Source organism: Verrucomicrobiia bacterium, assembly GCA_019634635.1.
GTDB lineage: Bacteria > Verrucomicrobiota > Verrucomicrobiia > Limisphaerales > UBA9464 > UBA9464.
Map to the genome: position 1 here is coordinate 100,536 of JAHCBB010000005.1, position 20,894 is coordinate 121,429.

Sequence of the window (20,894 nt, forward strand, 5' to 3'; positions counted from 1 at the left end):
TAAAACCGCAGGGTGTCCGATCCGTCCGCCGATTCGCTCCTGGCCACGCTGAAGCGGGTCTTTGGCTACCCGGCGTTCCGCCCACTCCAGGAGGAGATCATCCGCGATCTTCTGGCAGGACGTGACGTGTTTGCGCTCCTGCCCACCGGCGGCGGCAAATCCCTCTGCTTCCAGCTGCCCGCGCTGGTGCGCCCCGGCCTCACGGTGGTGATCTCCCCGTTGATCGCGCTCATGAAGGACCAGGTGGATTCCCTGCAGGCCAACGGCGTGCCTGCAACGCACCTCAACTCCTCCCTGACCGATGCGGAGCGGCGACACCGCTGGCGCGGCCTCAACGCACGCGAGTACCGGCTGCTGTACCTCGCCCCCGAACGCCTCATGGCCGGCACGATCCTTGAGGACCTCAACCGCTGGGGGGTGTGTGCCGTGGCCGTGGATGAGGCGCATTGCATCAGCGAATGGGGCCACGATTTCCGTCCCGAATACCGACAGCTCGGTGCCCTGCGTGAACGGTTGAAGGACGTGCCGTTCATGGCCCTCACCGCCACCGCCACCGACCGGGTCCGCCAGGACATCGTCCGCCAGTTGCACCTGCACGAGCCGGCCGTGTACGTGGCCAGCTTCAACCGACCCAACCTCACCTACCGCGTTGAGCCGAAATCCGGCGCCTATGCCCAGGTCCTCGCGCGCATCCGGTCGCGTCCGGACGAGTCGGGCATTGTCTACTGCGCCAGCCGTGCCGGCGCCGACGGCCTCGCGGGGAAGCTGGTCACCGACGGCGTCCGCGCCGCGGCCTACCATGCGGGCATGGATGGCGCCGCGCGGGCGGCGACGCAGGAGCGGTTCCTGCGCGACGAGGTGCGCGTGGTCTGCGCCACCATTGCGTTCGGCATGGGGATCAACAAACCCAATGTCCGGTTCGTCATCCATTACGATCTGCCCCGGAACATTGAAGGATACTATCAGGAGACCGGCCGCGCCGGTCGCGATGGCCTCCCGGGTGAATGCGTGCTGCTGTACGGCCCGGCGGACGTCGTCAAGCAACGGCGGTTCATCGAGGCGAAGGCGGACGCCGCCGAGCGGCAGGTCGCCACCGCCCAGCTGCAGACAATGGTCCACTACGCGGAATGCGCCGAGTGCCGGCGGGTGACGCTGCTGGACTACTTCGGGGAATCCTTCTCCGCAGAGCACTGCGGAGCCTGTGACAACTGCCTCCAGCCCCGCACGACGTTTGATGGCACGGTGTCCGCGCAGAAGCTGCTGAGCTGCGTGTTCCGCATCCGCCAAAAAGGTGGCTTTGCTGTCGGCCTCAATCATGTGATCGCGGTGCTGACCGGGAGCGACGGCGGCAAGGTGCGCCAGTGGGGACACCAGGACCTGAGCACCTTCGGCATCGGACGCGAGCATTCCCGTCCGGAATGGGCCGCCTACGCCCGTGAGCTCATGAGGCAGGGCCTGCTGACACAGAACCCGGGTGCGTTTCCAACCGTGGATCTGACGGCCGAGGGAATGGCCGCCCTCAAGGATCGCCGAAAAATCATCCTGACCCGACTGCGGACCGCGGTGCAGCCGGCAACCGGCCGGGCCGGGCCGCTGGCCTGCGACGAACTGCTCTTCGACAAGCTCCGGCGACTGCGCAAAGAGCTGGCCGACCGCGACGGGGTCCCCCCCTACATCGTCTTCGGGGACACCTCGCTTCGATCCATGGCCCGGGAATATCCGGTCACCGAGGCGGCACTGGGCGGGATCTCGGGCGTTGGCAACACGAAGCTGCGGAACTACGGCGCACCGTTCCTCGAGGAAATCCGCGCGCATGTGCAGGCGAATCCGCGCCAGATCTTCGCCGACGACCCGGGACTGGTCTCCCCGGTCGCCGCCCGAAAAACCCGTGGAGAGCTCCTGACCGGGACGGTCCTGGAAAGCGTACGTCTGTTCCGTGAAGGCAACGACCTCGCCGCCATTGCGCGCGTCCGGGGACTGACGCCAGGAACCGTGTCCGGCCACCTCGCCAGCGCCATCGAGGCGGGCGAACGGTTGGATCCGAGCCACGCCTTCTCCGGTGCGGAGGCGGCCACCCTGCAATCCGCGTTTGAAAAGGCGGGCTGGGCGACGCTGAGCGGCGCTCATGAGGCGCTGGGAGGCCGGGTGGACTACGCCACCCTGCGCCTCTTCCGCGCGTTTCACATGGCGGCAACGCGGTGAGCGCCTGCCGCCCCGGGTCACAACACCTTTCGATCTCCCCGCCGGGCAGGGCGCCGACGATCCGGATGGCCAAAGCGTGATGATCCGGGGGCAATTCAGTTGCCGCGCGAGCCCCGCCGTCGCATTGATGGAAGGCATGCACCTCCGGGTTCTCGCACGGGTCGCTGCGGCAACGGTGATCCTCGCCACCGCCGCTGACCGTCTGCTTGCTGCCGACCCCGAAGTCCCGGCGAGCCCCTCACCGCCGGAGCCACGTTACGAGTGGCGCCCCGGCACTCCTGACGGCCTGGGCAAATGGTTCCTCGGGCGGGAGATCGCCCACTACATGAGTCATCAGGGCGCCCCGTGGCTCGAGCGGCCCGAGCGGGAGGAGGAGGAACGGACATCGCAGGTGATCCCGGCACTGAAACTCCGGCCCGGGGACCACGTTGCGGATGTCGGCGCCGGCAGCGGCTACTTCACCTGGCGCATGGCCCGGGAGGTGGGCCCCGGAGGCCTTGTCCATGCGACGGACATCCAGCCGGAAATGCTGGCCATCCTGGCGACCAACGTCGCGGCGCACGGGGTCACGAACGTCGTGCAGGTGCTCGGGTCCACCACGGATCCGAAACTCCCGGAGCGATCACTCGACCTGATCCTGATGGTGGATGTGTACCACGAGTTCGACCACCCGTATGAGATGATGCAGGGGATCGTGCGTGCGTTGAAACGCGGGGGGCGGGTGGTGCTTGTCGAATACCGCGGCGAGGAAAAGTGGGTGCCGATCAAGCCGCTGCACAAGATGACCGAGGCCCAGGTGAAGGCCGAACTGGCGCTGCACCCCCTCGACTGGGTGGAGACCCTCCGGGTGCTCCCGCGCCAGCACATTCTGGTCTTTCGCCGCCGCGATTGAGCCGTCCGCGGTCACTTCGGCTCCTCGAGACCGCCCGCACACGCCGCGTACGCCTCGGTGGTGGTGTTCAACAGGGCGCATCCGAGGGCACCGGGGGAAACGGGCGTCAACGGACCGCCAACCGAGTAGAGCCGGCGGTAGGTTGTCGCGAGATCCCCACCCTGGACGAGGGCATTTCCCAAGCGCACCAGCGAATCCGGCTCCAGCCGAAAGCCCGCATAGGTCCCCGAAAAGGTGTACTCAAGCCGCCACGTCATTGGCCCGTCCCCCACCGCGCAGGCGTATGTGGAATGGTCAAGGAGCTGACCCGTCCGACGGTCGTACGTCACCTGCAGGTATCCCGGATTGTTTCGGAAGACGGGACTGACGGCAGGGACGATCTTGGTGTACAGGACCGGCCGGCCCTCCATCTGGACGACACGGAAGTCATCCATGTGGGTGTGGCCGGCGAAGGCCACCTGGATCCGCCCCTCATGACGCCGGAGCAACCGCAGAAACCCGGATGTCCACTCGGGCTGCCACAGGGGCCGGGCGGACCCACCGGCCTCCCATGTCGCATAGGAGTCCATGCCCGGAGGAAGATGCATCAGCAGCCAGACCGACTCCCCCGCCCCTTGCGCCGCGTCCAGCACCGCCTCCAGCCACCGGAATTGATCAAGGGCCGGGGTTGCCTGGGAGTCGCCGCAGGCGTTGCGATATTGCGGTGCAAAAAACACGGTGTTGAGGGCGATCAAGCGATGGTTCTGCAGGTGCGGCAGCCGGATGTCATAGAAGCCTCCACCGGCCACATTTTCGTCAAAGCGCCGCCGCTCCTCGCGATCCGGGGATTCCGGGAGCACCAACGGGGCCCACGCCTCGGCGCACCGGGTGAGAAACGCGCCACCCGGGGTCAGCTGGTAGTCGCCGCACTCCGAATCCTCATTGCCAAAGACCGGAAGAATCCGCGACCCGGGAAACGCGAGTCGCAGGCGTTGAGCCAGCAGACGGATGACCCCGGTGGTGAACGCCTGATACGCCACAGGATCTTCGGCGCGGGTGCGGGGAGCCAGGCGGTCGTATTTCGCCGGCCAGTCATGCGCCAGGAAATCACCGACGATCAGAACGAAATCGGGATCAGGCAGCCGGTCCTGGGCGTCCTGAATGCTGGACTCGACCAGCGCAAACGGGGCATCGCGGCCATAGGCCGGGCCGGGTTGTTGCCTCAAGTGAACGGGCCAGTCCGCGAGCGGACTGGCCGCGAGGCGGGCGAACTGGTCGCGCGTCAGGCCCTGAAACGGGTCGAAATGGAAATCGCCCATGACCAGAAAACGTCCGGCCAACGCGGCAGGCCGACCCTCCGGAGATTCCGGGCCGGGGACGCCGGACAGGATCAGCGACTGGTGCCACAGCACCACCAGCCAGCCGAATGAAACCAGCCATCTGCAGCCGCCGGAAGTCATCGCCGGGAAGGAGCCTGCACCGCCGGCGTCCGGATCACCGAGGAAAAATGCGGGCCTCCCCGGAGAACGTCCGGGGCGTCACGGCGCGCTGAATGGTGCGCTGTGCACACTGAATGGCGCGGTGTTGGTCCAGCCGCCGCCGAGCGCCCGATAGAGGTTGATGACGGCCAGTCGCTCGTTGACACGGGCCTGGACCTCGGCGCGCTGGCTCGGATACAGCTCCTGCTGTGCCTGCAACACCTCGAAGTAACTCGACCGGCCATTCACATAGCGCTGGATGGACAGGGACACCGAGGACGTGAGCGCGACGACGGCCTCCTGGCTGAACACGCGCGTCTGTGAGAATTTCTCGCGGGAGATCAGGGCGTTGGAGACTTCCTGCAGGGAGGTCAGGACCGTCTGCTGGTAGGCTGCCAGTGCCTCCTCAAAGCGGGCCTTGGCCCCGCGGTACTGCGCCCGCAGCGCGCCGCCCTGGAACAGCGGCCCCGCCAACGTGGCACCCACGTTCCAGGCGTTGGCCGTGCCGCCGGTGAACGTGGACAGCTCGGGGCTGACCTTGCCAAGAAAGGTGGTCAGACCGAACTGCGGGAACATCGCCGCAAGGTTTGCGCCAACCTGCGCATTGGCGGCCACAAGCAGCTGTTCGGCCCCGGCGATGTCCGGACGCCGCTGCAACAGGCCGCTCGGCAGTCCGGTGGGCACCGTCATGGGCCAGTCGGCGACGTCGTCCAGGCGGCTGCGCGCGACCGGCCCGGGATCACGCCCAAGCAGCACGCCCAACTGGTTCTCGGTGATGGCGACGCTCAGTTCGAGCAGCGGAATCTCCGCAGCCGCCGCCGCGAGCGCAGCCAGGGCCCGGTCGGTCTCCAGTCTCGAAGCCACCCCGCTGATCCGGCGCTGGTCAAAAATCCGGTAGGTGCCGACGTAGGAATTCGTGGCCTCGCGCTGGATCTGCAGCTCGCGGTCATACTGCATCAGGAGGAAGTAGGCGGTCGCCACCTCGGACACGAGGGAGATCATCACCCCGCGGCGCGCCTCATCCGTGGCCAGGTATTGCGCCCGGGCGGCCTGGCTCTGGCGCCGGATACGCCCCCAGACATCCAGTTCCCAGGCCGCCGAGAATCCGGCCACCGCCGAGCTTTCTGTGGTTCCGCCCAGCGGGGTGGGTGTGTTGAGCAGGGAGTTACGGCCGCGTCCGACCCCCCCTCCGTATCCGGCCTGGGGCAGGAGCGGGGCCCTTGCGACCACGGCGAGGTTTCGCGCCTGTTCCACCCGCGCGACGGCCTGCCGCAGGTCGTAGTTGTTGGTCAGCGCCGCTGCGATCAACCCCTGGAGCTGGGGATCCTCGAAGACCGCGCGCCAACCCAGCTCCCCAAAAGAGTTGGTTGCCGGATCGGTGCCAAAACGGAACGCGGGGGGCGAGGCCACCGGCGGGCGCTGGTAGTCGGGCCCGAGAGCACACCCTCCCGCCAGCAGCAGCCAGCACGCCGCGGTTCCCCGAACCCAAGAAACGGCCCCGTTCATTGTCCGTGCCCTCCGAAGCCGGTGGCGGGCACCGGGACGGGGCCGATGACCTCCGGGAGGTGGCCCGTTCGTCCCGAGGGCATTCCCGGCAAGTCGAACAGCACCGGGACCGGGAATTCGGCGGGTCGCATCAAGATCCCCTGTCCGGTCTGAACATGCACGCGGCGCGCAGCGTGCCCCGCCCTCGAAGGTCGTGCAATTGTTCACTGACGCCACGAGTTGTCCGCGCGCACCAAGCTGTCGGTGGACCATGGCGGCCGCTGAGCCTCGAGAGGACTGGCAGCCGGACCCGCGACTGAAGACGCGCCATCCGCCGCTGCAGGAACCGGCAACCGGCACCACTCATGGCCCGGGCCCTCCGGGGCCGGCTGCGGCTGCGGGGACCGGGCCGCCACCCGCAGGACGGCCGTCGCCGCGTCGCCCGATCTTCTCCACGAGGTAGAACAGCACGGGGATCAGGAAGATGGCGATGCCGCTCGCCGCCAGCATGCCCCCGATGACGGTGAAGCCCATCACCTGCCGGGACAGCGCTCCGGCACCACTGGCCCGGGCCAGCGGAACGCAGCCCAGGATGAAGGCGAAGCTGGTCATGAGGATCGGACGCAATCGCAGCCGGGCCCCTTCCAGCGTGGCGTCCAACAGCGGGCGGCCCTGCTCATAGCCCATCCTCGCAAACTCGACGATGAGGATGGCGTTCTTGGCAGCAAGCCCGATCAACATCACCAGCCCGATCTGGGCATAGACGTTGTTCTCATAGTGCCCGACCATCAGGGCTGCGAAGGCACCCGCCACGGCCACCGGCGTGCCCAGCAGCACGCTGAACGGCAGGCTCCAGCTTTCGTATTGGGCGGCGAGGATGAGGAAGACGCACAGGAGCGAGAATCCGAAGATGACGAGTGGGGACACCCCCTGCTGGGCCTTCTGCTCCTGAAAACTCATGCCCATGTAGTCAAAACCCATCCCGTCCGGCATGTGGTCCGCGTACACCGCCTCCAGCGCCCGCATGGCCTGCGCGGAGCTGAACCCCGGGGCGGCCGAGGCATTGATCTGGGCCGCCGAATAGAGGTTGTACCGCATGGTGAACTCCGGACCGTTGGTCGTGCGCAGGTTCGCGAGGGCCGCGAGGGGAACCATCGTGCCCGAAGTGTTGAGCACGTAAAATTGCCCCAGGTTCCCGGCCTGGGTCCGGTAATCCCCCTCGGCCTGCACATACACCTGCCACTGGCGTCCAAACCGGTTGAAATAATTCACGAACGCGCCGCCCATGAAGCACTGCATCGTGGCGTAAACGTCCTGGAGCAGCACGCCCTGGCTCAACACCTGGTCGCGATCCACGTCCACATACACCTGGGGCACTTCGAGCAGGGCGGTCGAAAACACGCCGGTCAGCTCGGGGCGCTTCCGCGCCTCGGCGAGAAAGGTCTTCAGTTGGGACGCCAGGAATCCGACATCGCGGCCCCGCCGGTCCTCCAGAACGAATGTGACCCCGCCCGCGGCTCCCACGCCGGGGATCGCGGGGGGCGGGAATGCGAATCCGACAGCAGCCGCGATGCGGCCCAGCTCACGATTGAGGTGGGTCTTGATCGCCCCGTACTGCTCTTCCGGACGCCTCCGTTTCGCCCAGTCCTCAAAGGTGATGAAGAAGAAGCCGCTGTAAGTGTTATTGACACCGCTGAGCAGGCTGAAGCCGATGACGGACGTGCAATACTTCACACCCGGGGTGTTTTGGATGATCGCCTCCGCCTGACGCGCGACGGCATCGGTGCGCTGCAGCGACGCGGCATCGGGCAACTGGATTCCCGCAAACACATAGCCCTGGTCCTCGTCCGGCAGAAAGCTGGTCGGCAGCGAGCGCCCCAACAACGCGGCCAGCGCGGCCGCACCCCCCAGCAACAGAATGGAGAACGTCCCCTTGCGAATCAGGAAACGGCAAACCCCAACATAGCCACCGGTCACCCGCCCGAAAACGCCGTTGAACCGGTCGTAGAACCACTGGAGAGGACCGGAGCCCCTTTTTTTGGGCCGCAGCAACAGCGCCGCAAGCGCCGGCGACAGGGTCAGGGCATTGAACGCCGAGATGATCACCGAGACGGCAATCGTCACGGCAAACTGCTGGTAGAGACGTCCGGTGATGCCCGGGATGAACGCCGTGGGAATGAACACCGCAGCGAGGATGATCGCGATGGCCACCACCGGCCCCGACACCTCCTCCATGGCCTTGAATGCCGCATCGCGCGGGGAGAGGCCCGACTCGATGTGATGTTCCACCGCCTCAACCACCACAATGGCGTCGTCCACCACCAGTCCGATCGCGAGCACCAGGCCAAACAGCGAAAGGGTGTTGATCGAGAAGCCGAACAACGGGAACAAGGCGAATGTGCCCACCAGCGACACGGGCACGGCCAGCAGCGGGATGAGCGTCGCCCGCCATCCCTGAAGGAAGACGAACACGACGAGGATCACCAGAATCAGCGCCTCCACGAGGGTGTGCACGATCTCCTTCATTCCCTCGGTGACGGCCAGCGTGGTGTCGAGGCAGGTGACATACTCCATGTCCGGCGGGAAACCGGCCTTCGCAGCCTCCATCACCGCCTTGGCGCCCCGGACCGCGTCCACGGCGTTCGAATCCGGGAGCTGGTAAACGGCAATGATCGCCGAAGGGCGCCCATTGAGGCGTGCGAGCATCGAGTAATTCTGCGCCCCCAGCTCCACCCGGGCGACATCGCGCACCCGGACCAGCGAGCCGCCCGGAGACGCGCGCAATACGATCTCCCCGAATTCCTCCGGCGTCTCGAGGCGCCCCTGGGACCGGGCCGCATAGGTGAATTCCTGGCCGGCCGGAATCGGCTCACCACCGATCTGGCCGGCGGGGTTCACGGTATTCTGCGCCTGGATCGCCGTGATGATTTCCGGAACCGTAATGCCCATCTGGGCGAGGCGGTCCGGCCGGACCCAGACGCGGATCGAATACTGCCCCGAGCCGAACACCTGGACGCTGGCAATGCCCGGGACGCGGGTCATCCGGTCGTTGAGATTGATGACCGCGTAGTTCGCAAGGAACACGCCGTCATAGGTGTTGTTGGGGGAATACAATGCGAAGAGCACCAGCGGCGACGCGGTGGACTTCTGGACGATCACCCCCTGGTTGTTGACGGCCGTGGGGAGCTGCGAGGCGGCCTGGCTTTGCCGCATCTGGGCGAGGATCTGGTCGGTGTTGGGATCCGTCGTGACATCAAAATCCACCGTCAGGGTCAGGGACCCGTTGTTGGCGCTCAGGGAGTACATGTACTCCATGTTGTCCACGCCCGACATCTGCTGCTCGATGGGGACCGCAACGGCCTGCTGCACCGTGAGGGCGTCCGCACCCGGATAGGTCGCCTTCACCTGGATCTGCGGATCGGCGATGTTGGGAAACTGCGCGATCGGCAGGTTGAGGGCGGCCACGACACCGACCAGGACCATCAGGATGGCAATGACCATCGCGACGATCGGGCGATTGATGAAAAACCGGGACATGCGTCGTGGCGGGCGCGGCCGTCAGCCCCGTCCGATTTTCCGGGGGCGGTGCGTGTTCGGGGCGGCGATCACGGGACGGCAGGTGCGTTGGTCATGACCCACGGGACGGGTTTCACCGCCATGCCGTCCCGGACCTTTTGCAGGCCCTCCGCGACGACCCGGTCCCCAGCCTTCACTGCGCCCTGGATCGCCCAGAGGCTCCCCAGGCGCTCCCCGGTCTGCACCGGCACCATGTTCACCGTGTCGTCCGGGGCGACCACGGCGACCAGCGACCGGCCCTGGACGTCGTAGATCGCACGCTGCGGCACCACCAGGGCATCCGACTCCACGCGAACCAGTGCACGCACGCGCGTGAACATTCCCGGGACCAGCAGGCCTTGCGGATTGGGGAACTCGCCAACCACCTGGATGGTGCCGGTCCGAACATCCACCTGGTTGTCACCGTAGCGGACCGAACCGCGGTGAGGATAAATATCGCCGCCCGCCAGGATGAGCTCCAGCCCGTCGCGGGGCATCGGGTTGGAGGAGCTGCGAAGATCCCGCCCCGCTTTTAACTCCGCCTCCTGGATCGCGATCATGAATTGCTGGGCGACCGAGAAGTAGGCGCGGATGGGGTCGGTCTGGGTGACCGTGGTCAGAACTCCACTGGCCGGACCCACGAGATTGCCCACCTGGGCCTGGGTGACGCTGGCAAGACCGGCAACCCCGGTCACGGGGGACCGGATCGTGGTGAATCCGAGGTTGATCTGCGCGGACAGCACGTCCGCCTCGGCACTGGCCACTTCACCGACGGCCGCCTTGTCCGCCTGGATCGCGTCATCGAGCTCCTGCTGGCTGATGGCCTCGACCGCCGCCAGCGGTGTGTAGCGCTGGACATCGAGGGCGGTTTTTTCCTTGTGGGCCTGGGCCTCCACCAGTTGAGCCCGGGCGCGCGCGAGGGTTGCCTCGAACGGGGCGGGATCAATCTGGAAGAGCACCTGACCGTTGGTGACCCCACTGCCCTCGACATAATTCCGGCTTTTCAGGTAGCCGCTGACCTGGGCGGAGATGGACGCATTGACCTCGCTGTCGAGCGTGCCCACCCAGTCGCGATACACAGGGACGTTGGTGGCAATGACGGTCGCCACCTGAACCTCGGGGGAAGCGGGCGGCGGCGGCGGTGCCTTCGGGTGGCAGCCCAGGCCTGCGGCTGCCACAAGGGACAGGAGTTGGGGGAAGTTCTTCACCATAAACCAAGGCGACGCCCGGTACCAACCGCCATGGCGCCCGCAGGCTTACCCGACGACGAAGCAACTTCCAACCGGGAAACGCCGGAATCCGGGCCTGTCCCGCCCCCGGTGAATTCGGACCGTCGAATTTCACGGCCCGAGCCCGAACCGGACCTACCCAACCGCCACGAACCGCAGGCATTGCCCCGGACGCACCTGGGCGATCCGGGCCGTGTCGCCGGGCTCCGTCATTCCCAGTTTTGGATAACCGCCCAGCGTGGGACCGTCGGCCATGGTGATGACGGGGAACCCGTCGGGAGGCACCTGGACGGATCCCGCCAGGACCGGCTCCGAAATCATTTCCCCGCAATCCGGATGAATGGAGGGTCCTTCCAGCCGGTAGCCCACGCGGTCGCTTCGGCTGGAGACCCGCCAGAGGGTCGAAAAGAAAAGACCATGCTGATCCTCCGAAAAGGCATCCCATTGGGGTCCACGCCAGACCCGCACGACGGGAACATCAGACCAGTCGCGCTGTCCGGACCACGGAACCCGGCGCGCAGCCGTCGCATCGGGCGGCGCGAAGCCCGAGGCGCCGGCCCGCCCGAGGCGGTCTCCCGGGGCCAGCAGAGGACTCAGTCGCGCCCTGGAATGCATGCTCGCACTCCCCAGGACCGACGGGGCGGCAATCCCTCCAGGAACGGCAACGTAGGTCCATACCCCGCTTCGCCCCGGACCAAACTCCAGCACCTCCCCGGCTTGAACCCGGAATGCACTCCAACCCGGGCTCCCGGATCGGGTCGGTCCTGAACTCCCGGCAACCGAGATCCATCCCGATTCCAGAACCTCCAGCCGCTGCCCCTGGAGGCAAAGCTCGAGCACGGGAAGTCCCGGGGCATTGTCCAGCAGGCGATTGGCCCATCCGGCGGCGACGGGGTCCATGGTGCCACCGGCCGGCACGCCATACCGACGAAGGCCGGGACGCCCAAGGTCCTGAATCGAAATCCCCGATCCCGTTTCAAGGATGCGAAGGCAGGGAATGGCACCCAAAGCTTCCGGGGCCAGGAATCGTTCCACGGAATCCCGCTTCGGGAGCGGATCCCCGGGGTCGCGCCGCAGGAAGCGCACGCGATCCCCGGGATGCAGCGCAAAGGTGTCTTCGATTGAGGACGCCTGCGGACAGAAGAGTTCGCAATCGGTCGAGCCGATGAGATTCCAGCCTCCGGGGCTCGCGACTGGATACACCCCGGTCTGTTCCCCGCCGATGGCGACGCTTCCCGCGGCGACGCGGGGTCTGGGTGTGGCGAGACGCGGCGTGCGGAGCCGAGGGTCGAGTCCGCCGAGATAGGGAAATCCCGGGGCAAAGCCGAGGCAATGAACCCGGTACTCCGCCCCGGAGTGACACGCCACAACCCCGGCCGAAGACAGGCCGGCGTGGGTGGCCACCCGCGCGAGATCCGGACCATCGTAGCTCACCTCCAAATCCACCCGGCGCGATCCGGGGTCCGACCCGGGCGGCACCCGAGGTGTTGCCTGCTCCCGAACCGCGGCGAGGGCCGCCGCCGGATCCGTGGGCGCCGCCACCAACAACAACAGCGTGGTGAAGGCCGGGACGATCTCCTCCAGATCTGGAATGCGCGCAGCCGCCAGGGCCGCCTTCAGTGCGCAGCCCCGCCAGAACGTGGACTCGTCAATTCCCGAGCCAAAGCGCACCAGCAGCGCCCGCGGACCGTACCTGACGACTTCCAGGGACATGCAACCTTCCCCAATACTCTGAACCATCCCACGCGGACCCGAACCGCCCCAGGGTGCTACGACAGGGCCGCCACCACCTCCAGGGCGGGTACCGATCGTTCGGTGCGCCGTCGCAGATCCCGAATCCGCGCCCGCACGTCACCATTCGCATCGGCCTCGAGCTGGACCGTGATTTCCACCCCGGATTCGAGTGCGCGGCGAAACTGCTTGTCCCCCTTGGCGGGCGTCAGGCTGAAATCCACCGAGCGACCCGCCTCGCGCAACCGCTGAACCAGGCCCAGCGACGGTCCGCGAAGGGACTCCTCGGAGATCACGACGAAAATCTGGGCCGCCTCCGAGAATCCCGGAGCCAGGCCGCGCGCTTTGATCAGCTCGGCAAGCACGACATCTCCCATGCCAAACCCGAGGGCGGGCATCCGGACCCGTCCGTTGCTCACCTGCCCAACCAGCTGGTCGTAACGTCCGCCCCCGGCGATCGCCCGAAATTCACCCTTGCGATCAAACGCCTCGAAGACCACCCCGGTGTAGTACGCCAGCCCACGGATGACGCCATAGTCCACGCGGACAAATTCGCCAAGGCCCCGGGCATCCAGATTCTCCAGCATGGCCTGGAGCTCCGGCTCCGGGACGCCCGCCGCGATGAACTCCCGCACTGCCAACAACGGAATCCCCAGGCGCTCCAGCCGCCCGGCACTCTGCGCCTCCGGCTCACGTTCCAGCTTGTCCACGATCTGGTAGAATTCACCGGCGTGCTCCGGATCCCCGCCCCGCGCGAGGAAGAACCGCTGCCACGCCTGCCGGCTGCTGAGGCGCACCACAAAGTCCCCGGCCGTCAACCCGAACGCGCGCAGCACGTCCACGAGCAACGCAACCATCTCGGCGTCCGCAGCCCCATCCGCCTCGCCAAACAGGTCGCAGTTCAACTGGAAATGCTCGCGCAAACGACCCTTCTGCTGTTTCTCATACCGGAACAACTGGGGCACTGAAAACCAGCGGACCGGTTTCCGGTAGGCGCGTTCGGCCCGCGCCACCATGCGGGCCACCGTCGGGGTCATCTCCGGGCGCAAGGACACCTCGCGCCCGCCCTTGTCCGTGAAATTGAACAACTGGGCAACGATCTCAGGCCCCGACTTGTTCGTGTACAGCTCCAGCGGCTCAAGGGGCGGCCCATCGTATTCGCGAAACCCATACCGCCGCGCCGTCTCGCGCCAGCACCGGAAGATGTGCTGGCGAAGGTCGCAGCTCCACCCCTCCGCGGGAGGCAGTGGCTCGGGGTAAAAATCTCGAAATCCGGGAAGACGTTCCATGCCGCGCCCGCGCAGGCTAGGGGATTCCCCGGACGGGAAGAACCGCAAAAGACGGGAGCCCTACGGCAAGAGGATGCGGGCCGCACGCTGCCAGATTCGGTCGGAAACCTCTGCGGGCGACCCTGTGCCGTCCACCGGGACAAAGCGTTCCGGCTCGCTACCGGACAACGCCTCGTAGGCGGAGTCCACCCGGTCAAAGAACTCACGGGACTCCTGTTCGAACCGGTCCTCCGCCGCATCCCCGTCCGCGCCTCTGCTCTTCAACCGCCCTTCCGCCTCGCCACGAGGAACCCGGAGCCAGAGGGTGAGATCAGGACGCGTCCCGCCCACCGCGACATCCACCACGGCGGCCACCCGCGCCGGATCGAGTCCGCGTCCCGAGCCTTGATACGCAACCGTGGAGTCGAAGAAGCGATCCGCGATGACCACCGTACCGGCATCCAGGGCGGGACGGATCACCCGGCGCACCAGTTCTGCACGGCTGGCGTTCATCAGGAGCAGCTCGGTCTCCGCGGCCATTCCCCGGCCCGCAGGATCCTGCTTGAGCAGGTCGCGGATCCGTTCCCCGAGGGGGGTCCCGCCCGGTTCGCGCACGGTCAGCACGGCGCGACCGAGAGACTGGACGCGACCGGCAAGCAACCGGACCTGGGTGCTCTTGCCGCAGCCCTCGCCGCCCTCAAGGGAAATCAGCCGGCCCGTGGCCATCAGGGGACCTTCGAGGGACCTTCAAGGCCGGGAGGTCGTCGCCGACGGCCCGGCAGGGGCTCCTGCAGCATGTTTCGCCGGCGGGGGATTCGCCTTGTATTCGTCCTCCAGGTAATCCACGAGGCTCACGATCTGCTGGTCGGTCAGGACACCCCCATTCCGCGCGGCAAAGGCCGGCATCAGGCTGCCGGCGCGCCCGTCACCGATCCACTTCGCCCAGTAGTTCCGGTCGGTGTTGCGCAGGCGGGTTCGGAGGTCGGGCACCATGGAGGCCCGGTGTTCCGCCTCGTGGCAGATGCCACAGGCGGCGTCATACAATTCATGGCCCATTTTGCCATAAACCGGCTGGGCATGACACGCGGCGCACTCCCCGCGAAAGACTGCCTGGCGGTCGGCGGCGGCGACCTGCAGGTTGCGACTGCGGTTCATCGCATTGGGGGCTGGGACCGGGATCGTCACCCCCACCGTCAGCATATAGCTGCCTGCCGAGGACACCACCGTCGCGGTTTTCGTGACCTGCCCCAATTTGCCGGTCCCGTCGAGGGTCACGTCAATGTGACCGCCCTCGTCAGGCTTCAGCACCCACGGACTGGACGGCAGCCTGCCGGCGGTGCAGCCGCAGCTGGTGTTGATGAACGAAATGGTGACGTCCTCCGCAGACCGGTTGGTCACGGCGAACACGAACGAGGCCTTGCGCTCCTCCTCGTCGAGCACCACGTGCTTGCTCATGGCGTCAAACTCGAGGACGCCGGGCTTGCCGGGCTGGTAGGCGGTCGCTCCGCGGGGCGCAGCGGTGTTGGTGATCACCGCCACCGGTGTTACCGGCCGGGCGGCAGCCGCCGGGATGCCCGGTCTTGCGGGCTTGTGGGGCGGCGGCACCGGAAGTGGGGCGTTCTGACCGGATGCCCCGATGCAAGCGACCAGCGCGGGCAAAAGCCATCCCAAGACATGGGCAACAGGACGGGTGTGCATTGTTGCCCTTGCTTAGCACGGGGTTCGTTGACTGACGAGCGGATTTCCCGGCGCATTTCAGACAGCGAGGCTGAACGAAAACGGCCGATGGGCTCAGCACGACGTGGGGACGTCGCTGAGCACCTTGATCCCATGGGGAATGGCACCCGCGACGATCTCCAGGCACTGCAACGCCCCCTGGGGCTTTCCAGGCAGGCAGATCACGAGGGTCCGACCGATGACCGCCGCCAGTCCGCGGGAAAGGATGGCATTGGGGGTGAACTCCAGGGAACGCATGCGCATCGCCTCGCCGAACCCCGGGATCTCCCGGTCGGCAATCTCGAGCACCGCCTCCGGCGTCACATCGCGAAGCGCCACCCCGGTGCCTCCCGTGGTCAGCACGAGATGGCAGTCCTGAGCCTGCAACTCACGGACGGCCCGCTGGATGAGACGAAGGTCATCCGGAACGACCCGGGAACCGGCAACCGTCCAGCCGTACTCGGCCGCGGCCCGGGCCAGCGCCGGACCGCCCAGATCCTCGTATCGGCCCTCTGACGCCCGGTCGGACACCGTCACGATCCCGCAGTGTATCGTCATGACGCAACGCTCTCAGGAAGTCGGTTGAAGCTCCAGACCGGTTCACTAGGCTGAGTCCATGCGGATTCCGATGCTCGGGCGCGTGCGCTTGCTGGCGGGCGGGATTTTACGTGGCGCGCCGCACATCGTACCCCCGGGGTCCGCGCTCGGAAGAATCGCCGGGTTTTGGGTCCGCGTACTGCATTTGTTCCTGCAGAACCGGGGGCCGGTCCGCGCCGCCGCCCTGGCCTACACGACGCTGCTGGCGCTGGTGCCGTTGCTGGCGATCTCCTTCAGCGTTGCCGCGCTGTTCCTTCCGCGAGAGGAGCACCAGCGCCGGGAGCAGCTGCTCGAATGGATCGAGTTTGGGGTCGCCCGGGCCGCCCCCGCACTGGGTCTGAGCAGCGAGGACGGCAAGGTCCAGCGGGCCCTCGTGGCCGCAAACATCGTCTCCTTCGTTGAACGGATCCATTTCAAGACGATCGGTGCGGCCGCAAGCCTGGGTCTGCTGCTGCTGGTGCTCGGCCTTCTCCGGGCGGTGGAAACGGCCTTCAACGACATCTGGGACGTGCCGCGGGGCCGCAACTCCGGCAGGAGCCTCGTGTATTACTGGGCGGCCATCACACTGGGCCCCGTGGTCCTCCTCGGGGCCAAGGTCGCCAACTACCTGCCGCATGTCCCTGCCGGCGTGCCCGGCGTGCTGGCGTCGCTCATCGCCTTCGCCGTGATGCCGCTGGGAATGTTCCTCGCGTTCAGCGGACTCTACTACCTGATGCCCAACACCCGGGTGCGCTGGCATGCCGCGCTGGCCGGGGGTGCCGTGGCGGCGGTGTTGTGGACGCTCAACAACAAGCTGGCGGCCCTGTACAACACGCGTGTTCTGACCGCTTCGGCCATCTACGGCGCGCTCGGGGTGCTGCCGATCTTTCTCGCAGGCATGTATCTGAGCTGGGTCATCGTGCTGTTTGGCGCCCAGGTGGCGAGCGCATTGCAGCACAGAACGAGGGCGGAGGACCTCTGGCGGTCCGGGGGCGTCCCGACGGGGGACGACACCCAGGGCGCGTTGCAGTTGATGACCCGCGTCGGGGCGCGGTTTGCCGCCGGGGCGGATCCCCCCGGCGCCGACGAATTGCGCGAGGAGCTGGCCCTGCCCGGCGCCCGCACCGAAGCCTTGTTGGAACGGCTCATCGAAGGCCGCCTTCTTCATGCCATCGAGGGGTACCCGACGCGCTATGCCCCCGCGCGTCCGCTGGCGAACATCACCGCCTGGGACATTCTCGAGGCCCTGCGCGAGCGGGGGCAGGGCGGGGGACCGGTCTCCGGGGATTCCCGGGTCCACGCAGCCCTGGAGAGCATTCGCGCCGCCTGCGGCGAAACCGCTCGTTCCATCACGCTGGCGGCGCTGGTGACTCCACCGGCAACGCAATCCCGGGTCGCCCGGGAAACCCGAGCAGCCGGCGCTCCTTGATCATGCAGGCGACCTGGGGTGGCACCTTGGCCTCCCAGCCCGGCGCATCGGCTTGAATGTCCCGGAGCACCTCCCGACTGAAGATGGCGAGGTCCGCCGGATCCACGTCGCGGACCGGCTCGATGTACTGATTCTCCAACAGATAATCGTAGAGGTGCTGAATGTGGGGGGCGACCCGCAGGTTGGCGGCAGTGATGATGGAGCCGGTCCGGGCATCCCGAAGCGGGTACACGTACAGCTTCAGGTCGTTCTTGAACATGCGGCCGAACGATTCCAACAGACCGCCCTCCAGATCTGCATAGTACTTCTCCTCGAAAAGCTCCCGGAGGGTTGGGACCCCCATGACGATGCCGATCGGCATCTTCGTGAACCGGAAGAGGTAGGTGGCCAGGCGGAAAAATTCGGCGTAGTTCGAAATCAGGACCGCATGCCCGAGGGTTCCCAAAAGATCCACCCGGTCCAGAAAGTCCTGGTGATTGATCTTCCCCTCCACATTCAGGTTTTTGAGCGTCATCTCCAGAAGGATCATCGGAGCGTTGCCGTCCACCTTGGGCTGCTGGATGAACTGGGCCTGGGCGTCCCGGATCATGGCGGCCGTCACCTTGGTGACGGGACGAAAGGACCCCCGCTCGACGAGGATGGACCGCTTGTAAAGGGCGTCGGCGGGCTGAACGAGTTCCCCGGAGGGCATGAACATCGCCGCGTTGGTCAGCCCCTGCTCGACGAGATGGAGCGCCAGCAACCGGTTGTCCACCTGGGCAAACTCCGGGCCCCGGAACTGCACCATGTCCACCTCGATCCGCTCCAGGGAAAGATTGTCGAGCAGCGCATTGATGATGGCCTGAGCGTGCCAGTGCGGATTGAGCGCCGCATGGACGAGGTTGACACCGAGGATGCCGAGGGCTTCCTGCTGCTGCAGGTTCTCCCGGTCCCACATGCGCACGTGGATGATCACGTCACATGGATCGGCGCCGGGTTCGGTCTGAAACCGGATGCCCATCCACCCATGGGTTTCATCGCGCCGGTTGTAGCCCCGGGCCGCGACGGTGTCGGCAAACACGAAAAACCGCGTGTTCGCGCCGCGCTTTTCGCGCAATCGCGAGACCAGCAGCGAATACTCGTGGGCCAGCATCGCCTCAAGGCGCTGACGGCTGACATACCGCTCCGACGCCCCGTAAATCGCATCGCTCACCACCATGTCATAGGCGGAGATGCTCTTGGCAATCGTCCCGCTGGCGCCGCCCGCCCGGAAGAACCACCGCGCCACCTCCTGGCCGGCGCCAATCTCCGCAAAGACGCCGTAGATCCCGGGGTCCAGGTTGATCTGCAGCGCCTTCTGGTGGGTGTTTGGCTGTTCGTTCATCCGCCGACATTCAAACACGAAAGCCCAAAGGACACCAGCCGCCCTCCCGCAACGGGCCCCCAAAAAAATAAACCCGGGCGGTAGTCAGAGGATGACATCCCGCCCGGGGGAATTTTCAGAACAAGTTCCGTGGGACAATGTAGAGATCCCCGGTCGGTGAACAACGTCGGCCGGGAAAACGGATGCCGGAAATCACTTCCCGGCGAAAGCTTCTTAAAAGAACTGCCCCCTGGCAGCACCAGTGGTAAGGGACCCCGGGCCGCAGGTCAAGCGGCCGATTGCCAAAAAATCATCAGGAAGCGCACCCATCCGCCGCCCTCGTTCGTCCATCCGGAATCTTGCGGAATTGAACCTTGCCCGGAACGGCGTCCATGCGCTTTAACCAGCCGCGCATGCCCACCTGGCTGACCACAATCCTCCTTGGTTGCATCGAGGGCATCACGGAATTTCTTCCCATCTCGTCCACGGGCCACCTCCTGCTTTTCGAACTCTGGGTGGGGGATCACCGGAGCGACCTCTTCAACATCGTGATCCAGGCAGGCGCGGTGATTGCAGTCATTCCCCTGTTCAGGGAGAGGGTCTCGCGACTCCTGTTCGATTGGCGGCGTCCGGAGGTTCGGGACTATGGGATCAAACTCGGCGTCGCCTTCGGAATCACCGGCGTTGGCGGGGTCCTTCTCGACAAGGCGGGATTTCAACTGGCCGACCGGCCGGTGCCGGTGGCCGTCGCCCTCCTGGTCGGAGGTGTGCTCTTTCTGGCTGTGGAACGTTACTTTGCGCCTCCCGACCCCACCGATCACATCGGATGGAACATCGCCATTGCCGTCGGTCTCGGCCAGCTCGTGGCTGCCATCTTCCCGGGAGCCTCGCGGTCGGGAACGACCATCCTACTTTGCCTGATCCTGGGCCTCACCCGCACCGCCGCCACCGAGTTCTCATTCCTGGTTGGCATCCCGACCATGCTCGCCGCCAGCGGGCTGAAGATCGTCAAGGCGCTCCTGCGCAGCCCGGTCTCTGGCCCCGGCGAGGACTGGGCCGCGGTGGCACTCGGGTTTGCCGTCTCGGCGGTCGTCTCCTTCCTCACCGTCCGATGGCTTCTGGGCTACGTGCGTCACCACACGTTCGCCGTGTTTGGCTGGTACCGGATTGCCCTCGCCTTGGTGGTTCTGGCCGTCACCCGCTGAGCGGAAGGTCCCGTCGGTGGATCTTGTGGAACGACGCCTGGTCGGTCGGTTTGAGGACCAACTCATCCACACAGACGTGCGGCGGGCGGGACGCCATCCAGACCATTGCCTCGGCCACATCAGCGGCATTCAAGGGAATGACGCCGGAATAGACGGCCCGGGCCCGCTCAAGGTCACCCTTGAACCGGACCTCTGAAAACTCGGTTTCCGCCATTCCCGGATCGAGAATGCCCACGCGGATTCCGGTCCCGTTCAATTCCAGTCGCAGGGCCTCCGTGACCAGACGGACACCGGCCTTGACCCCGCAGTAAACCGCACCGCCCTCGTAGGCACGATGGGCGGCAATGGAGCCGATATTGAGAATCCAGCCCCCGGAATCCCGGACGATGAGCGGGAGCAGGGCGCGGGTGACCCGGAGAAGCCCCAAGAAATTGGACTGCACCATCGCCTCCCAATCGTCATCGCGCCCGGACGCCACCGGATCCAGTCCGTGGGCGCCGCCGGCGTTATTGACCAGGAGATCCACCCCGCCAAACCGCCGGTCCACCTCACGCGCGAAGCGCCCAACGGACGCGGTCTTGGCGACATCCAATTCCAAGAACTCCACGCAGGGCGACCCGGCAGCGTGACACGCGGACGCAACCTCCCCCAGCTGCCGGGTCCGTCGGGCTCCCAGGAACAATCGCGCGCCTTCGCGGGCAAAGGCCAGCGCTCCGGCGGCCCCAAAGCCGCTCGAAGCGCCCGTGATCACCACCCGCCTGTCGCGCAGATTCCTCATCCGGCGGGGAGACTGCCAAAAATCGCGCG

15 protein-coding genes are annotated in these 20,894 nt (G+C 66.4%); 4 read left to right on the plus strand and 11 right to left on the minus strand.

Going from position 1 to position 20,894, the window contains the following annotated elements; genetic code table 11:
• Nucleotides 1-12: 12 nt before the first annotated feature.
• On the plus strand, nucleotides 13-2,202 hold the full coding sequence (recQ, locus tag KF791_05100) for a DNA helicase RecQ (GenBank protein ID MBX3731955.1): 2,190 nt from the start codon (nucleotides 13-15) through the stop codon (nucleotides 2,200-2,202).
• Between the two features lie 127 nt (nucleotides 2,203-2,329).
• Complete coding sequence (locus KF791_05105) at nucleotides 2,330-3,094, plus strand: class I SAM-dependent methyltransferase (GenBank protein ID MBX3731956.1); 765 nt, start codon at nucleotides 2,330-2,332, stop codon at nucleotides 3,092-3,094.
• An 11-nt stretch (nucleotides 3,095-3,105) separates the two neighbouring features.
• On the opposite strand, the gene KF791_05110 is transcribed toward KF791_05105, so the two are convergent.
• From KF791_05110 to mog, 9 genes are all read right to left on the minus strand, one after another.
• Nucleotides 3,106-4,533: a metallophosphoesterase gene (locus tag KF791_05110; protein ID MBX3731957.1), complete on the minus strand. Its 1,428-nt coding sequence runs from the start codon at nucleotides 4,531-4,533 to the stop codon at nucleotides 3,106-3,108.
• 78 nt (nucleotides 4,534-4,611) lie between these two features.
• On the minus strand, nucleotides 4,612-6,057 hold the full coding sequence (locus tag KF791_05115; GenBank protein MBX3731958.1) for an efflux transporter outer membrane subunit: 1,446 nt from the start codon (nucleotides 6,055-6,057) through the stop codon (nucleotides 4,612-4,614).
• Between the two features lie 342 nt (nucleotides 6,058-6,399).
• Nucleotides 6,400-9,573, minus strand: a complete 3,174-nt coding sequence (locus tag KF791_05120; GenBank protein MBX3731959.1) for an efflux RND transporter permease subunit — start codon at nucleotides 9,571-9,573, stop codon at nucleotides 6,400-6,402.
• Nucleotides 9,574-9,641: 68 nt separating this feature from the next.
• The gene (locus KF791_05125) at nucleotides 9,642-10,799 is read right to left on the minus strand and encodes an efflux RND transporter periplasmic adaptor subunit (protein ID MBX3731960.1); all 1,158 of its coding nucleotides are present in this window, start codon (nucleotides 10,797-10,799) and stop codon (nucleotides 9,642-9,644) included.
• Between the two features lie 156 nt (nucleotides 10,800-10,955).
• A complete protein-coding gene (gene pxpB, locus KF791_05130; GenBank protein MBX3731961.1) occupies nucleotides 10,956-12,533 on the minus strand; it encodes a 5-oxoprolinase subunit PxpB in 1,578 nt (525 codons plus the stop codon).
• 56 nt (nucleotides 12,534-12,589) lie between these two features.
• Nucleotides 12,590-13,840, minus strand: a complete 1,251-nt coding sequence (locus KF791_05135) for an ATP phosphoribosyltransferase regulatory subunit (protein MBX3731962.1) — start codon at nucleotides 13,838-13,840, stop codon at nucleotides 12,590-12,592.
• 60 nt (nucleotides 13,841-13,900) lie between these two features.
• Nucleotides 13,901-14,545, minus strand: coding sequence for a dTMP kinase (gene tmk / locus KF791_05140; protein MBX3731963.1), 645 nt, complete (start codon nucleotides 14,543-14,545; stop codon nucleotides 13,901-13,903).
• A gap of 21 nt (nucleotides 14,546-14,566) precedes the next feature.
• Complete coding sequence (locus KF791_05145; protein MBX3731964.1) at nucleotides 14,567-15,424, minus strand: DUF1573 domain-containing protein; 858 nt, start codon at nucleotides 15,422-15,424, stop codon at nucleotides 14,567-14,569.
• A gap of 186 nt (nucleotides 15,425-15,610) precedes the next feature.
• Nucleotides 15,611-16,093 carry a molybdopterin adenylyltransferase gene (gene mog / locus KF791_05150; GenBank protein ID MBX3731965.1) on the minus strand — a complete coding sequence of 161 codons (483 nt, stop codon included), beginning with the start codon at nucleotides 16,091-16,093 and terminating at the stop codon, nucleotides 15,611-15,613.
• 58 nt (nucleotides 16,094-16,151) lie between these two features.
• Between mog and KF791_05155 the strand changes: the two genes are divergently transcribed.
• On the plus strand, nucleotides 16,152-17,540 hold the full coding sequence (locus KF791_05155) for a YihY family inner membrane protein (GenBank protein MBX3731966.1): 1,389 nt from the start codon (nucleotides 16,152-16,154) through the stop codon (nucleotides 17,538-17,540).
• On the opposite strand, the gene KF791_05160 is transcribed toward KF791_05155, so the two are convergent.
• Nucleotides 17,461-18,903, minus strand: a complete 1,443-nt coding sequence (locus KF791_05160) for a TonB-dependent receptor (GenBank protein MBX3731967.1) — start codon at nucleotides 18,901-18,903, stop codon at nucleotides 17,461-17,463. The genes KF791_05155 and KF791_05160 overlap by 80 nt on opposite strands.
• 392 nt (nucleotides 18,904-19,295) lie before the next feature.
• Between KF791_05160 and KF791_05165 the strand changes: the two genes are divergently transcribed.
• A complete protein-coding gene (locus KF791_05165) occupies nucleotides 19,296-20,087 on the plus strand; it encodes an undecaprenyl-diphosphate phosphatase (protein MBX3731968.1) in 792 nt (263 codons plus the stop codon).
• On the opposite strand, the gene KF791_05170 is transcribed toward KF791_05165, so the two are convergent.
• A complete protein-coding gene (locus KF791_05170; GenBank protein ID MBX3731969.1) occupies nucleotides 20,077-20,865 on the minus strand; it encodes an SDR family NAD(P)-dependent oxidoreductase in 789 nt (262 codons plus the stop codon). The genes KF791_05165 and KF791_05170 overlap by 11 nt on opposite strands.
• Nucleotides 20,866-20,894: the final 29 nt, after the last annotated feature.

Excerpts from the sequence above, each read along its gene's own strand:
- KF791_05105 (MBX3731956.1), top strand. The coding sequence starts at position 2,330 with ATGGAAGGCATGCACCTCCGGGTTCTCGCACGGGTCGCTGCGGCAACG.
- KF791_05110 (MBX3731957.1), bottom strand. The coding sequence starts at position 4,533 with ATGACTTCCGGCGGCTGCAGATGGCTGGTTTCATTCGGCTGGCTGGTG.
- KF791_05115 (MBX3731958.1), bottom strand. The coding sequence starts at position 6,057 with ATGAACGGGGCCGTTTCTTGGGTTCGGGGAACCGCGGCGTGCTGGCTG.
- KF791_05120 (MBX3731959.1), bottom strand. The coding sequence starts at position 9,573 with ATGTCCCGGTTTTTCATCAATCGCCCGATCGTCGCGATGGTCATTGCC.
- pxpB (MBX3731961.1), bottom strand. The coding sequence starts at position 12,533 with ATGTCCCTGGAAGTCGTCAGGTACGGTCCGCGGGCGCTGCTGGTGCGC.
- KF791_05135 (MBX3731962.1), bottom strand. The coding sequence starts at position 13,840 with ATGGAACGTCTTCCCGGATTTCGAGATTTTTACCCCGAGCCACTGCCT.
- tmk (MBX3731963.1), bottom strand. The coding sequence starts at position 14,545 with ATGGCCACGGGCCGGCTGATTTCCCTTGAGGGCGGCGAGGGCTGCGGC.
- mog (MBX3731965.1), bottom strand. The coding sequence starts at position 16,093 with ATGACGATACACTGCGGGATCGTGACGGTGTCCGACCGGGCGTCAGAG.
- KF791_05155 (MBX3731966.1), top strand. The coding sequence starts at position 16,152 with ATGCGGATTCCGATGCTCGGGCGCGTGCGCTTGCTGGCGGGCGGGATT.
- KF791_05160 (MBX3731967.1), bottom strand. The coding sequence starts at position 18,903 with ATGAACGAACAGCCAAACACCCACCAGAAGGCGCTGCAGATCAACCTG.
- KF791_05165 (MBX3731968.1), top strand. The coding sequence starts at position 19,296 with ATGCCCACCTGGCTGACCACAATCCTCCTTGGTTGCATCGAGGGCATC.
- KF791_05170 (MBX3731969.1), bottom strand. The coding sequence starts at position 20,865 with ATGAGGAATCTGCGCGACAGGCGGGTGGTGATCACGGGCGCTTCGAGC.